The following is a 13,428-nucleotide window of genomic DNA, read 5'->3' as shown; positions in this document are numbered from 1 at the left end:
GCTCACACAGGCGCTGTTCCGCCGGACAGGTGCCGGCCCCGCCCGAAGGTGCTGCCGAGCAGGACGTATCCGAGCGCGTACGGTGCGGCACCGACGATCTCGAAAAGCGATGTGATCATTGAATGCGGCCCGAAGCCGAACAGCGCCGCAGTGCCACCGAGCGCGTACACCACTCCACCGAATCCCAGCAGCAGACCGGTCCACCGCTGGCCGTACCGGTTGAGCAGAAGGGCGACCAGCACGTACCCCAAAGGGAACAGGACGTTGGCCGCCAGCACAATGATGCCGCCCTCGATGTCGAGATCCGCGGACGTGTGCACGATCTCGGGCGCGTACTTGGCCGCCACCGGGTTGTGGCCGCCGTCGAAGACGATGAGACCGAACCAGAAAATGGTCCCGACCAGAGCCGTGTACAGCGCCGCGAGTCCTCGCGGACCGAACCCGCGCATGCCCAGAGCCAGAACACCGGCCAGGCAGGTCGCCTGCACCAGCAGGCTGATCGCTTCCATGGAATGGGTGAACGCGTACCACTCGGCATGCGCCGCGATGGCATGCCCGTCGCGCGCCGGATGCAGTATGACGGTGAGCAGGAAGAGCGGCCCCCCGATCATCGCGGTCATCTTCACCATCATCCGTACATGCCGAGTGTCGTCCTCGGTATCGCCTTGACGAAGGCGGCCTCGGGGCGTCATCGTGCCGCCGGCACCTTGCGTCGAGCGGTGGACAGTCATCCTTGTTCTCCTCATCTGCTGGTTCAGGCCGATGTGCCGTCGATTCGCCTGCGTGCGGGTGGGCTCTGTGTTCGTTCACACCGCTCATGGGCATGGGTGGCCAGGTAGGCGGTGCGCAGCCGGCGCGTGGCACTAGTGGGCGTGCGGAATCGCACCGGCGGGCGCGACTCCCGCGGGCACGATGATCGCGGCCAGCACGGCCGCGGCCACGGCCGCGACAGCGCTCACCGTGAAGGCGTGGGTGACGCCGGACGTGCTGATGTCACCGGTCACGCCGGCGACGGCGACGCTGGACAGGACGGCGACCCCGAATGCGCCGCCGAGTTCGTGGAAGGTGTTCACGATTCCCGAACGCGTGCCCGCCTCGTCGGGGGCGACCCCGCTCAGCGCCGCGGTGACCGCCGTGACCAGCGCGGCGCCGACGCCGATCGCCGACACGCTGAGCCCGGCGACCAGACCGACCGGGCCGCCCGCAGCGGCCGCCAGCCCGGAACCGAGCGCGGCGACCACCAACGAGCCGGCGGCGAGCACGCGCCCGTCGAGCTTCGTGACGGCCCGGCTGCCGCCGTGGGCCCCGATGATCGTGCCGAGCGCGATCGGCAAGAAGGCCAGACCGGTCCCCGCGGCGCTGTAGCCGTGAAGACGCTGGAGGTAGAACGACCCGAGGTAGAACGCGCCCACCAACAGGCCGGTGGCGACCAGCATCAGCATCACCCCGGCCACCACCGGACGACCGGTCAGCACCCGCAACGGCATCAGCGGTGCGACGGCCACGCGCTCGACCAGTACGAACACCCCGTACAGCAGAACCGCCACGGCCAACGGCACGAGCGTCGACACCGCGAGCCAACCGTGTCCGCCGACGTTGACCAGCCCGTATATGGCGGCGCCGGTGGCGAGGGTGACCGAGAGCGCCCCGGCCGCATCCACCTGGACCGGCCTGGACCGGTGTCGCCACCTGGCGGGAATCACCATGGGCGTCAGCGCCAGGACGATCAGCCCGGCCGGCACGTTGATGAAGAACACCCACCGCCAGCCCGGGCCGGACGTCAGCAGGCCGCCGAGTATCACGCCCAGGGCCGAACCCGCACCGGCGATCGCCGCCCATATGCCCAGCGCCCTTGCCCGGTCCTTGCCGGCGAAGGTCGTGGTGACCACCGACAGCGCTGCCGGTGACATCAACGCCGCGCCGATTCCCTGCGCCGCACGGCCGGCCAGAAGTATCCCCGCGTCGGCCGCGAGTCCGCTGGCCAAGGACGCGACGATGAAGATCGCCAGACCGCTGAGGAGCACCCGGCGAGCACCGAACATGTCCGTGGCGCGGCCGCCGAGCAGCATGAGACCGCCGAAGACCAACGTGTACGTCGTCAGCACCCACGGCATGACGCCCCGGTGCAGCGCCAGGTCGACGCCGATGTCGGGCAGCGCCACGTTCACGACGGTCACGTCGAGAACGAGCATGAACTGCGCGACGCTCAAGAGTCCCAGCAGCCACCACCGCCGCGCGTCAGGCGGTTCGGTGTGCTCCCGATCATTGGAGATGGGCGACGGTGACGTAGCCGCCATGGCCTGTTCCCTCCTCTGTGTCAACGGCCGCCGCGTACGCGATCGGCCCCCGTAGGACTAACTTGAACATGTCTGTTCGGGTTAAACGGTAGTACTAACTCGTACACCATTGTTCGAATTAACTCAAGCCATGGCGAAGCAGTACATGGCCACCAGGAGGGCCGGACATTTCCGACGCTCCTTCCACGCCGCCTACGGGACGAGAACACAGGTGCGGAACATGAACTACACTGTTCGAGTTACTCGGCGATCAGCTCACAGGAGTAGGAATGGCAGCCACTCCGCGCGGCGCCGGCGGCAGGCCCAGGTCCGCGCAGCGCGCGGCGGCGCCGCTCACGGAGCGGCGGGCCGACGCCCGGCGCAACATCGCGTCCATCCTGGACGCGGCCGTGCTGCTTCTCTCCCGCGACGCCGACGCCAGCGTCGCCGACATCGCCAAGGCGGCCGGTGTCGGCCGGGTCACGCTCTACGGGCACTTCAGCACCCGCGCAGACCTCGTCGACGCGGTGCTGACGCGCACCGCGGAGCAGGCCGACGCCACTCTCGACACGATCGACATGGCCGGTGACCCACGCCAGGCGCTGACCCGGCTCGTCGGCGCCTCATGGCAGATCGTCCACCAGTTCCGGTCCGTGCTTCAGGCCGCCCAGCACGAACTTCCCGCAGAACGGATCCGCGCCGTCCACGACCGGATCCTGCGTCGCATCCAGACGATCATCGACCGCGGGCGACGGGCCGGCGTCTTTCGCGACGACCTCCCCGAGGAGTGGCTCGTCACCGTCGTGTTCAGCCTGATGCATGCCGCAGCCGAAGACAGCGCCGCGGGCAAGCTGGACACCGGCGACGCGGCGCGGATCATCGCGGCGACGTTGCTCGCGGCCCTCAGCGCGCCCGGTGCGACCACACCCGCAGTGAGCTCGTAACCACCAGACGCACGGCAGGGCACAGTGCTACATCCCTGACCGGATGCGGTTTCCGCCGGCCTACGCCGCCCGTGGTAGCGGCAGAGCCTTCCTCCGCCTGACGACCGTGACCGCTTGCGACCGACATCGTGACTCATCACACGGACGGCGCGGGTGGAGCGCCGGCTGGGGACTCGTCATCCGTTGAGGAGACCCGAGCCGGCGTGCCGCGTCTACAGCTCCACCGGTTCGAAAGGGGAAAAGACATGAAGATCACCCTCTTCGGGGCGACCGGAGGCACCGGCGGTCACGTGATCCGGCAGGCCTGCGACGCGGGCCATGAGATCACCGCGGTGGTGCGGGACCCGGCCCGGCTCACCGAAACGCATCCCCGCCTGACGGTGCTGAAGGCCGAGGTGATGGACCCCGTCGCGATCGGCCCGGCCATCCACGAGCGTGACGCCGTGGTGTCGGCGCTGGGCTCCCGTGACGGGCGGGTGCCGACCACCGTCTGCGCCGACGGCACGCTCAGCGTCATCAAGGCCATGCACACCGAAGGCGTGCGACGACTCGTCGTGGTCAGCGCCGGCACCCTCACCACCGACGGCGACGGACCACTGACCCGCCTGATCCTCAAACCGATGCTGGGCAACGTGCTCAAGCACACCATCGCCGACAAGCGCCGGATGGAGGACGTCGTCCGCGCCAGTGATCTGGAGTGGACGATCGTGCGTCCGCCGATGCTCACCGACGGGCCCCGAACCGCCGCCTATCGCAGCGCCGTCGACCGCAACGTACGCGGCGGAATGCGCGTCTCGCGCGCCGATCTCGCCGACTGCATCCTGCGTTGCCTGGTCGACCACGACCCGATCAACGCCGCGATCTCGATCGGAAACTGACCCGACCATCGGACACCGCACGCCACCGCACCCGGCCACCGGGCCGTCCATCGACGCCCTGCCCACCTATGCCATCAACAAAGGAGATGCGATGCCGGTCACCTTCGACACTCATCAGGCCGATCCCCGGAACAGTTTCCAAGGCCACCATCGGGTCGACCATCATGAGCGCCACAATGCGTTGAACGACGGGCCGAACGAGGCCGTCCACCCCGGGGCGTCGCGAGCATGAACACCGGCGCCGAAGCCCGCAGCCCGGCCATCACCCGCTTCTCTCGCTTCGTACTGCGGCACAAGCTGGCGGTGACACTGTCCTGGCTCGTGCTCTTCCTTGCCGGTGGCGCGGCCACCGGCCGGCTGTCGGGCCACCTCTCCCATGACTTCTCCTTTCCGAACGCGGCCGGCGACAAGGCGAACCACGCCATCCTGACCGCGTACGGCACCGGAGCCAGTGCATACCCGCTGGTTCCCGTGGTCGTCCTCCCCGACGGAACCACCGCCGACGACCCGGCGGTCAAACGGGCGTTCAAAGCGGCGGCCGTCATCACGCGGATGCGGGTGGTGTCCTATCCCTCCACCGGCGACCACCGGTTCGTCGGCGCCGACGGGCGGACCGTCTTCGGGCTGATCTTCACACCGCCCGCCCGTGGCGCGTCCACACCACCCGACTACGGCGGGCAGATCACCCGGGCGATGTCGAGCGTCCTCCCGGCGGGCGCGACGGTGCACGTGACCGGAATCAGCGAGCTGTCCACGGTGGACGGCACCGGCTCGGGCAGCAGTGTTCTGACCGAGACGCTGATCGGCGGGGTCGGTGCGCTCGTGGTGCTGGCCTTCGTCTTCGGCTCGTTGCTGGCCCTGGTACCGCTGCTGGTGGCGTCCGTGTCGATCCTCACCACGTTCCTCATCGTGCTCGCGCTGACCCACGTCTCCGACGTGAGCTTCATCGTCCAGTTCCTGGTCGCGCTGATCGGCCTGGGCGTGGCCATCGACTACTCGCTACTGCTGGTCACCCGATGGCGGGAGGAGCGGGCCCACGGCTACTCCGGCGACGAGGCCGTACACCGCGCGATGGCCAGTGCCGGGCGGGCCGTGCTGTTCAGCGGGGTGACCGTGGCCATCGGGCTGATCGCGCTGGTGGTTCTACCCGTACCTTTCATGCGCAGCGTCGGATACGGCGGGATGCTCGTCCCCCTGGTCAGCGTGCTGGTCACCCTCACCCTCCTGCCGGTGCTGCTGGCCACTGTCGGGCACCGAATGGACTGGCCCAGGGTCCGCCGGGAGGAGTCGGCCGGCCGCGCCTGGCGGGCGTGGGCCGGTGGCGTCGTCCGCGCCCGATGGCTCGCCGCCGCCGGCGCGCTGCTGGTCCTCGGCGGCTTGGCCGTCGCAGGTTCGGACATCAAGCTCGGCGACGCCCACAGCGACGCGCTCGCTCGCTCGGCCCGGCCGTCCGCCGCAGCCGGACTGGCCGACCTGACCCGGGCCGGAATACCCAGCGGCGTGCTGACCCCCATCGAAGTGCTCATCCCCGCCGGCACACAGCCACCGTCGACGCTGGACGGCCTGCCCGGCACCTACGCGGCGGTCGCGCCATCCGACCCCGCGTGGAGCCAGGCCGCGACGCGACTGCTGGTCGTGCTCCCCGGCGACGAGGCGAGCAGCGACGCCGGTAAGGCCACCATCACCCGGGTACGCGATGTGCTGCACGAGGTGCCTGGCGCGCAGGCGGGTGGACTGGGCGTGTTGGAGGAGGACGCCGAAAACGTGCTCTACGGACCGTTCCCGCTGCTGCTCGCACTCATCGGACTGATCACCTTCGTCCTGCTGACCAGGGCGTTCCGCTCAGTGTTGCTGGCATTCAAGGCGGTCGTGCTCAACCTGCTGTCCCTGGCCGCCAGCTATGGAGTGCTGGTCCTCGTATGGCAGAACGGCCACGGCTCACACGCCATCTGGGGGGTACCGGCAACCGGCGCGATCACCTTCTGGGTACCGCTGATGGGCTTCGCATTCCTCTACGGGCTGTCCATGGACTACGAGGTGTTCATCCTCGCCCGGATGCGGGAGGAGTACGACCGCACCGCGGACACCCGCACAGCGATCGTCGAAGGCCTCGGTCGCACCGGACGGCTGGTCACCAGCGCCGCGCTGATCCTCTTCCTTGCCTTTGTATCGCTGGCCACGGCGCCGGACACCGACATCAAAATCCTGGCGACCGGACTGGGCGCGGGCATTCTGCTCGACGCGACAGTGGTCCGCAGCCTGCTGGTGCCGGCCACGGTGTCGCTGTTCGGCCGGTGGAACTGGTGGTTGCCCGGCTGGGCCGCCCGCCTGCTGCGCGTTCCGGCGGTGCCGGTCGACACGACATCCATGTCCATCGCCGGCCCGGCTTCCCGTACCGCAGTCGGCTGAACCCGCCGGCGGCGGGATCAGGATTTCAGCGGGACACCCCGAAACCCGGGCCGCGTGATCAACCAGCCCGGCGAACGCCCATGACCACCGCCCCAGCCAGGTCGCCGTGACGCACGAGGGGCGTCCTATTCTGCTTCCGTGTACGACGACGGCCTTGTGACGTGTACAGACGCAGAGCTGATCATCAACAGGTACTACTTCCCGTTCGGCTGGGCCAAGCGGATCCCGCTCTCCGGCATCCGGGGGGTGAGCTGGAGGCCGCTCTCCCACGGAAGCCTGCGGATCTGGGGCTCCGGCGACTTCGTGCACTGGTTCAACCTCGACGCGCGCCGGCCGGGGAAGAAGGCCGCGTTCGTCATCGACCTGGGGCGCAGGATCCTCCCGGTGGTCACGCCCGACGAACCAGGCTGGCTGGCGGTGGAGCTCGCCGCCCACGGGATCGCGGTCAGCAGGGACTTCCCGCAGGGCCCCGCCCGGGCCTGACCGGCGGCGCCTTGGGCGTCCGGTTCGCCGCACCGTAGTCGTAGATCTGGTCTCCCAGGTTGAGGCGCTTGGCGCCCTGGGCGACCACGGCGAGCGTCGGCTCCGTGACGGTGGTCGTGGGAGGAGTCGGCCGCTCGACCGCATACAGCAGGACGCCGCCGACGGCGCGGGAAGGACGCCCGGCGTGGGGCGGGTCAGGGAACGCAGTTCGTCCAGGGACGGCCCGTACCGCGCGAGGCATCGCACCCACGCCTCCGGCGAAGAACCAAGATCACTCACTCGCCGCCGCCTGGGCCCTCCGCACGGACATCGCCGACGGCACCACCTGCCCAATATCCGACATAAAGTGCATTTCGCATCAATAGCGCCCACTATTGGTCGGCGCGGTCAATAAAGAGATATGCGAATAACAAAAGCCATCGACTGTCGTTTGTCGACCACATGGCACGGAAAATAAGGCAATGCGTTTATGGCGCACTAAGCGTCGCCATAAGCATGTTTCCCAAATCATCAGGGAAAGTAAGCGCAAAGGTAAAGTTCTCAAAAGGGGAAATAGTATGTCTAACTTCAAGAGCCTCGTCGGGGTTCTCGCCATCAGCACCGCGCTGACCGGCGGGGCCGTCGCCCTCGGCACCGCTGTCACCAGCACCTCCGCCGGCGCCACCACCGTCATGGGCTGCGGCGGCGGCGGCTGCGGCGGCTCCGGCTGGGGCCGTGGCCACCGGAACCACAACCGCAACTGGAACAGGAATCATGAGCGGCAGCACGCGCGTCAGCACCAGCACCAGCGTCAGCACCTGCTGCGTGACTTCACGCTGATCATCACCCCTTTCCAGAAGTCGGACAACCAGGCGTTCCCGCAGCAGAAGCAGGACACCGACTCCAAGGCAAAGGCGGAGGCCGAAAGCATCCCGACGGCCACGTACTCGGCCATTCCGTGATCTAGGTACACGGCGACCAGTGGCGCGGGCGTTCGTCCGCAAGGTCGTGAGCGCCGAACAAACCACGCCCGTGCCCGCCGGCGTCCTGGTGCCTTGGACACCATGACCAGTCGGCGAGCACGGGCACCTGGCGAAGCTCACAACCAAGGGCCCGCCATGGCCCCGGAAGATCGCTCACGAGAATCGAACCCATTCCCGCAAGTTACCGAACGGTAGATATCCGCTTTGCCATACCTTGCCATGGAACTTCTTACTGTGTCTGGCGTGGAGAACCTCTTAGGTGAGTTCCTCCGTGCCCGACGGGAGGCGACAACCGTCGAACGGGCGGGGCTACCGCGAGGTGCGGGCAGCCGCCGCACGCCAGGGTTGCGCCGCGACGAGGTCGCAATGCTGGCAAGAGTCAGCGTCGACTACTACATGCGACTGGAGCAGGGAAGGGAACGCAGCCCCTCCGATGCTGTGCTGAACGCCCTGGCCGAGGTCTTCGGCCTTGACTACGAGGCCACAGCACACCTGTACGAGCTTGCCCGTTCACCGCGAGGAAGTTTCAGACGTACGCATGTGGCCGACCGCGTCTCCCCGTCCGTTCTCCGCCTCGTGAACAACTGGGAGCATGCCCTGGCGTTTGTGGTGAACCGCCGGTTGGACATGCTCGTGCAAAACGCCGCGACCACAGCCTTTCTCGAGGGTTTGTCCGATAGCGACAACCTGCTTCGACTGACCTTCCTCAACCCGGCGTCACACGAATTCTTCCTCGACTGGGAACAGGAGGCACGGTTCAAGGTCGCCCATATGCGCGCTGCGGTCGGTGCGGACCTCGGCGACCCATCGGTTCTCACCCTGGTGGAGGAGTTATCGCTCGCAAGCGAGGACTTTCGCCGAATATGGGAAAGTCATGAAATACAGGTCAAACCGCATCAGATAGGGCGCTACCACCATCATCGCGTCGGCGATCTGACTCTCTGGCATGCGACGTTCTCCATCGACGGTGCCCCCGGCCAGCGACTCTTTGTCGCACATGCCGAGCCCGGCACCCCATCCGACGACGCCCTGGCCAGGTTGTCTGCCAGCCGGCGCTGAGTGGGACCCAGCTCAGCCGGCACACGCACGTAACCTGATCATGAAACGTGCGGCCCTGGCGAATTCGCGAGGATCGTGCAAGGCACGGGCAGGATCGATCTAACGTCTTCGCAGGTCATCGCGCTTTACTCGAAGCGTCTGATTTTCACACCTGAGCACAGGAGCACATCCATGCCGCTCGATTCCTATGTCAGCCTCGGCCGGTCCGGACTCAAGGTGAGCCCCTTCTGCCTGGGGGCGATGAACTTCGGCGAGGACGGTGGGTTCGGCTGCAGCGTCGAGGAGTCGGAGAAGATCCTGCAGACCTATCTCGATCGGGGCGGGAACTTCGTCGACACCGCCAACTTCTACACCAACGGCCATTCAGAGAAGATCGTCGGTGACTTCTTCGCCCGGCGCCCGGGACTGCGCGACCGCGTCGTACTGGCGACCAAGTTCTTCGGCAATCTGCACCTGGGCGACCCCAACGGCGGCGGCGCCGGCCGCAAGGCGATCCTCGGGCAGGTGGAGGATTCGCTCCGCCGGCTGCGGACCGACTACATCGACCTCTACTGGCTGCACAACCACGACTGGTCGACGCCCGTGGAGGAGACCCTGCGTACGCTGGACGACCTCGTCTCCGCAGGAAAGATCCGCTATGTGGGCTTCTCCGACACCCCCGCATGGTTCACCGCGAAGGCGCACACGATGGCACTGCTGCGCGGCTGGACGCCGATCACCGCCCTGCAGATGGAGTACTCCCTGTTGGAGCGCACGATCGAGGGCGAGCTCATCCCGCTGGCGCAGGACGCCGGCATGGGCGTGCTGCCCTGGAGCCCGCTCAAGAGCGGTTACCTGTCCGGGGCGTACACCCGCGAGAACGGCGTCCCCGCCGGCACCCGGCGCTCGGCGGTCCTCGGAGCACCCAGCGAGGCCCAGTTCACGGTGATCGAGGCGCTCGCCGCCGTCGCCGAGGAGGTCGGCGCGAGCTCCGCCGCGGTCGCCCTCGCCTGGGTGCAGAGCCGCCCCGGCATCAGCTCCACGATCATCGGGCCCCGGCGGCTCGACCACCTCGAGGCGAACCTCGCCGGTCTGGAGGTGCGCCTGACGGAGGAGCAGACCGCCGTCCTCGACGAGGTGTCGGCTCCGACGCTGAACTTCCCCGCCGAGCTCAACCGCCAGGTCGCGCCCATGCTGAAGTACTCGGGCGCCACCGTCGACGGGCAGCGGACCTTCGCCTATCCGCCCCTGCTGGAGAGCACGGCCCGCTACTGAGCCGCCTCCCGGCGGGCCGCGACCCAGTCATCGTTGGAGACGATGGCGAGATCGTCGAGGCCGAGGTCGTCTCCGGACCGGCTCCTCGGCCGGATCGTGACGGGAGACCCCGTCTCGCGCTGCACGACCGTGAGCGGCCCGCCCGAAGGCTGCAGGTAGGTGTCGCCCCACTGCATGAGGGCGAGGACGGCGGGCAGGAGGTCTTCGCCCATCCGAGTCAGGACGTACTCGTAACGCGTCCGCTTCCCCGGCTCCTGATAGGGCCGCTTCTCGAGAACGCCCGCGGCGACGAGCTGCTTCAGGCGCGCGGCCGCCACCGCGTCGGTGATGCCGACCCGCTCGACGAAGTCGTCGAACCGCGTCGTCCCGTAGTACGCCTCCCGGATCAGCAGGACGGCCGACCGCGTGCCGATCAGGTCCATGGCCTTGCCGATCGAGCAGTCGTCGGTCCGCCAGCGCGATCTGTCCGCGAGGAGCCCCTCGAAAGTCATCGCCATGAGGCCGATCCTATCCCTGGCTGGCCCATCCCATAGCCAGGCTGTTATGGTCTGGCTATGGGATCATCAAGTCAGAAGGCGGAGCGGCGTCCCCTCCTCCTCCTTCTCGCCGTGCTGTGCGGCGCCCCGTTCATGGCGGCCCTGGACGTCTTCGTCGTCAACCTCGCCTTCCCCGCGATCGGGCGCGACTTCGCCGGAAGCTCCCTGGGAGATCTGAGCTGGGTCCTCAACGGCTACTCCATCGTCTACGCCGCGTTGCTGATCCCGCTCGGGCGCTGGGCGGACGCCGTCGGCGCGAAGCGGGTGTTCCTTCTCGGCCTGTCCCTGTTCACGCTGGCGAGCGTGATCGCCGCCGTCGCCGCCGGCCTTCCGATGCTCCTCGCCGCCCGGGTCGCCCAGGCCGTGGGCGCGGCGGCCCTGACACCCGCCAGCCTCGGACTGCTCGTGCGGACGGCGCCCGCGAGCAGACGGGCACTGGCGGTCGGGCTGTGGGCCGCGTCCAGCGCGATCGCCTCAGCACTCGGACCGGTCATCGGGGGCCTGCTGGTGGAGCTGTCGTGGCGATGGGTCTTCCTCATCAACGCGCCGATCGGCGTCGTCCTCCTCATCGTGGCCGCGCGGACCATACCCGCAGGCGGTCACGCGTCGGGCGGGCGCGTCAACCTGGTCGCCGCCCTGCTGGCCGCCGTCGGGGCCGGTGCGCTCTCGCTCGCGCTGGTCGAAGGAGGCTCCTGGGGGTGGGGCGCCCCGCCGACCATCGTGTGCCTGCTCGTGAGCGTCGCGGCGGCCGCCGGCCTGACGTGGGACAGCAGGCGCGGCGCGGCCCCGCTCATCCCCGCGACGGTGATGCGGGTGCGCACGTTCGCCTGGGCGAACGCCGCGATGGCGCTGTTCAGTGCCTCGTTCGCCGCGGGGCTGCTCGCCCTTGTCGTCTGGCTCCAGGACGTCTGGGGTTACACCGCCGTCGAAGCCGGGCTCGCGATCGCTCCCGGCCCGCTCATGGTGCCGCTGTTCGCCGTCGGGGGGCAGCGTCTGCTCGGCCGCGTTCCCGCCGCCTACCCCGCCGCGGCCGGCGCCCTCCTGTGGGCCGCGGGCACCGTCGCGATCCTCGCAGGCGTCGGCTCCACATCCGGTTACGCCGCCGGAGTCCTTCCCGGATGGCTCGTGGCCGGCGTGGGCGTCGGCCTGACGATTCCGGCCATCCTCACGTCGTCCACGGCGGCGCTGCCGCCTCACTCCGCGTCCACCGGCGGCGCGGTGATCAACATGAGCCGGCAGATCGGCACCGTCGTCGGCGTCAGCGCCTTCGTCGCGATCCTCGGCTCGGGCACGGATGCCGCCGCATCTCCTGAGGTGTTCCGGACCGCCTGGTGGATCGTCGCCGCCGTCGGCCTCCTGTCGGCCGTCACCGCACTCGGGATCTCCACCCGCCGCGCGCCCGTCCAGGCGCCGGCGCCACCACTGTCGAGCACACATCAGGAAAGGGCGGCCCGATGAGAGACGCCGTCATCGTCGAAGCAGTCCGCACTCCCATCGGCAAGGGCAGAGCCACCGGGAGCCTGCACGGCATCCATCCCGTCGACCTGCTCGCCCACAGCCTGCGCGCGATCGTCGACCGCACCGGGATCGACCCGGTTCTCGTCGACGACGTCATCGGCGGCGTCGTCACGCAGGCCGGGGAGCAGGCGGCCAACGTCACCCGCCGCGCGGCTCTCGCCGCGGGCTTCCCCGAGTCCGTGCCCGCGACGACCGTCGACCGTCAGTGCGGCAGCAGTCAGCAGGCGGTCCACTTCGCCGCTCAGGGCGTCATCGCGGGCGCGTACGACATCGTCGTCGCCGCCGGCCTGGAATCCATGAGCCGCGTCCCCATGGGCGCGAACCTCGCGGGCGCCGCCGACCCGTACGGCGAGGCCTTCGCCGCCCGCTACCCCGACGGCCTGGTCGGGCAGGGCGTCGCCGCGGAGCTGATCGCCGCCAGGTGGAACCTCAGCCGGACCGAGATGGACGAGTTCGCCCTCACCTCGCACGAACGGGCCGCCAAGGCGACCGGGAACGGCCTGTTCGAGCGTGAGCTCGCGCCGCTCGCCGGGCTCGACCGCGACGAGGGCATCCGCACGGGCGGCGACCTGCGGACCCTCGCCGCCCTCAGGCCCGCCTACTACGACGAGGACATGGCCCGGCGGTTCCCGCAGATCACCTGGAACGTCACCGCCGCCAACGCGAGCCAGATCAACGACGGCAGCGCGGCGGTGATGATCACCACCAGCGAGATCGCCGCGAAACTCGGGCTCACCCCGCTGGCGCGCCTGCACAGCTTCGCCGTCGCGGGCGACGACCCCCTGTACATGCTGACGGCGATCGTCCCCGCCACGCGCAAGGTCCTGCTGCGGGCCGGGCTCGGGCTGGACGACATCGACCTGTTCGAGGTCAACGAGGCCTTCGCCTCCGTCGTGCTGGCCTGGGCCAGGGAGACGGGCGCCGACCTCGGACGCGTCAACGTCCGAGGCGGCGCCATCGCCCTCGGCCATCCCCTCGGCGCGAGCGGAGCCCGGCTCATGACCACCCTCGTCCACGCGCTCGCCGACAGCGGCGGACGATACGGGCTGCAGACCATGTGCGAAGCCGGCGGCCTCGCCAACGCCACCGTCGTCGAGAGGCTGACCTAG

The 13,428-nt window shown here is 69.0% G+C and carries 13 protein-coding genes; 9 read left to right on the top strand and 4 right to left on the bottom strand.

The window, feature by feature from the left end:
* Nucleotides 1-2: 2 nt before the first annotated feature.
* Nucleotides 3-620, bottom strand: a complete 618-nt coding sequence (locus Pka01_RS10205) for a hypothetical protein (RefSeq protein WP_203882414.1) — start codon at nt 618-620, stop codon at nt 3-5.
* Nucleotides 621-863: 243 nt separating this feature from the next.
* Nucleotides 864-2,297, bottom strand: coding sequence for an MFS transporter (locus Pka01_RS10200; protein ID WP_203882413.1), 1,434 nt, complete (start codon nt 2,295-2,297; stop codon nt 864-866).
* A 269-nt stretch (nt 2,298-2,566) separates the two neighbouring features.
* On the opposite strand from Pka01_RS10200, the gene Pka01_RS10195 reads away from it, so the two are divergent.
* The 4 genes from Pka01_RS10195 to Pka01_RS10180 all read left to right on the top strand — a co-directional run bounded on the left by Pka01_RS10195 (nt 2,567) and on the right by Pka01_RS10180 (nt 6,990).
* Nucleotides 2,567-3,220 (top strand): TetR/AcrR family transcriptional regulator, encoded by a 654-nt coding sequence (locus tag Pka01_RS10195; RefSeq protein ID WP_203882412.1) that lies wholly within the window; start codon nt 2,567-2,569, stop codon nt 3,218-3,220.
* A gap of 245 nt (nt 3,221-3,465) precedes the next feature.
* Nucleotides 3,466-4,098, top strand: a complete 633-nt coding sequence (locus Pka01_RS10190; RefSeq protein WP_203882411.1) for an NAD(P)-dependent oxidoreductase — start codon at nt 3,466-3,468, stop codon at nt 4,096-4,098.
* A 228-nt stretch (nt 4,099-4,326) separates the two neighbouring features.
* Nucleotides 4,327-6,507 (top strand): MMPL family transporter, encoded by a 2,181-nt coding sequence (locus tag Pka01_RS10185; protein WP_203882410.1) that lies wholly within the window; start codon nt 4,327-4,329, stop codon nt 6,505-6,507.
* A 138-nt stretch (nt 6,508-6,645) separates the two neighbouring features.
* Nucleotides 6,646-6,990, top strand: a complete 345-nt coding sequence (locus Pka01_RS10180) for a hypothetical protein (RefSeq protein WP_203882409.1) — start codon at nt 6,646-6,648, stop codon at nt 6,988-6,990.
* Here Pka01_RS10180 and Pka01_RS10175 read toward each other — a convergent pair.
* Complete coding sequence (locus Pka01_RS10175) at nt 6,953-7,231, bottom strand: AraC family transcriptional regulator N-terminal domain-containing protein (RefSeq protein WP_203882408.1); 279 nt, start codon at nt 7,229-7,231, stop codon at nt 6,953-6,955. The two genes, Pka01_RS10180 and Pka01_RS10175, sit on opposite strands and share 38 nt — an antisense overlap.
* 316 nt (nt 7,232-7,547) lie before the next feature.
* Between Pka01_RS10175 and Pka01_RS10170 the strand changes: the two genes are divergently transcribed.
* The 3 genes from Pka01_RS10170 (at nt 7,548) to Pka01_RS10160 (ending at nt 10,265) form a co-directional block, all read left to right on the top strand.
* Complete coding sequence (locus Pka01_RS10170) at nt 7,548-7,931, top strand: hypothetical protein (protein ID WP_203882407.1); 384 nt, start codon at nt 7,548-7,550, stop codon at nt 7,929-7,931.
* A gap of 264 nt (nt 7,932-8,195) precedes the next feature.
* Nucleotides 8,196-9,011 carry a helix-turn-helix transcriptional regulator gene (locus Pka01_RS10165; RefSeq protein WP_203882406.1) on the top strand — a complete coding sequence of 272 codons (816 nt, stop codon included), beginning with the start codon at nt 8,196-8,198 and terminating at the stop codon, nt 9,009-9,011.
* Between the two features lie 171 nt (nt 9,012-9,182).
* Nucleotides 9,183-10,265 carry an aldo/keto reductase gene (locus tag Pka01_RS10160; protein WP_203882405.1) on the top strand — a complete coding sequence of 361 codons (1,083 nt, stop codon included), beginning with the start codon at nt 9,183-9,185 and terminating at the stop codon, nt 10,263-10,265.
* Here the strand turns inward: Pka01_RS10160 and Pka01_RS10155 are convergent.
* Entirely contained in the window at nt 10,259-10,762 is a 504-nt protein-coding gene (locus tag Pka01_RS10155; RefSeq protein WP_203882404.1) for a winged helix-turn-helix transcriptional regulator, read from the bottom strand. The genes Pka01_RS10160 and Pka01_RS10155 overlap by 7 nt on opposite strands.
* Before the next feature lie 57 nt (nt 10,763-10,819).
* Between Pka01_RS10155 and Pka01_RS10150 the strand changes: the two genes are divergently transcribed.
* Both Pka01_RS10150 and Pka01_RS10145 read left to right on the top strand, forming a co-directional pair.
* A complete protein-coding gene (locus Pka01_RS10150) occupies nt 10,820-12,259 on the top strand; it encodes an MFS transporter (protein ID WP_203882403.1) in 1,440 nt (479 codons plus the stop codon).
* Nucleotides 12,256-13,428, top strand: a complete 1,173-nt coding sequence (locus Pka01_RS10145; protein WP_203882402.1) for an acetyl-CoA C-acyltransferase — start codon at nt 12,256-12,258, stop codon at nt 13,426-13,428. The genes Pka01_RS10150 and Pka01_RS10145 overlap by 4 nt, the downstream gene beginning before the upstream one ends.

This window comes from Planotetraspora kaengkrachanensis, assembly GCF_016862895.1.
Classification (GTDB): Bacteria; Actinomycetota; Actinomycetes; order Streptosporangiales; family Streptosporangiaceae; genus Planotetraspora; species Planotetraspora kaengkrachanensis.
This window is presented reverse-complemented; position numbering and strand designations above follow the sequence as displayed.

Excerpts from the sequence above, each read along its gene's own strand:
- Pka01_RS10205 (WP_203882414.1), bottom strand. The coding sequence starts at position 620 with ATGACCGCGATGATCGGGGGGCCGCTCTTCCTGCTCACCGTCATACTG.
- Pka01_RS10200 (WP_203882413.1), bottom strand. The coding sequence starts at position 2,297 with ATGGCGGCTACGTCACCGTCGCCCATCTCCAATGATCGGGAGCACACC.
- Pka01_RS10195 (WP_203882412.1), top strand. The coding sequence starts at position 2,567 with ATGGCAGCCACTCCGCGCGGCGCCGGCGGCAGGCCCAGGTCCGCGCAG.
- Pka01_RS10190 (WP_203882411.1), top strand. The coding sequence starts at position 3,466 with ATGAAGATCACCCTCTTCGGGGCGACCGGAGGCACCGGCGGTCACGTG.
- Pka01_RS10185 (WP_203882410.1), top strand. The coding sequence starts at position 4,327 with ATGAACACCGGCGCCGAAGCCCGCAGCCCGGCCATCACCCGCTTCTCT.
- Pka01_RS10175 (WP_203882408.1), bottom strand. The coding sequence starts at position 7,231 with ATGCCTCGCGCGGTACGGGCCGTCCCTGGACGAACTGCGTTCCCTGAC.
- Pka01_RS10170 (WP_203882407.1), top strand. The coding sequence starts at position 7,548 with ATGTCTAACTTCAAGAGCCTCGTCGGGGTTCTCGCCATCAGCACCGCG.
- Pka01_RS10160 (WP_203882405.1), top strand. The coding sequence starts at position 9,183 with ATGCCGCTCGATTCCTATGTCAGCCTCGGCCGGTCCGGACTCAAGGTG.
- Pka01_RS10155 (WP_203882404.1), bottom strand. The coding sequence starts at position 10,762 with ATGGCGATGACTTTCGAGGGGCTCCTCGCGGACAGATCGCGCTGGCGG.
- Pka01_RS10150 (WP_203882403.1), top strand. The coding sequence starts at position 10,820 with ATGGGATCATCAAGTCAGAAGGCGGAGCGGCGTCCCCTCCTCCTCCTT.
- Pka01_RS10145 (WP_203882402.1), top strand. The coding sequence starts at position 12,256 with ATGAGAGACGCCGTCATCGTCGAAGCAGTCCGCACTCCCATCGGCAAG.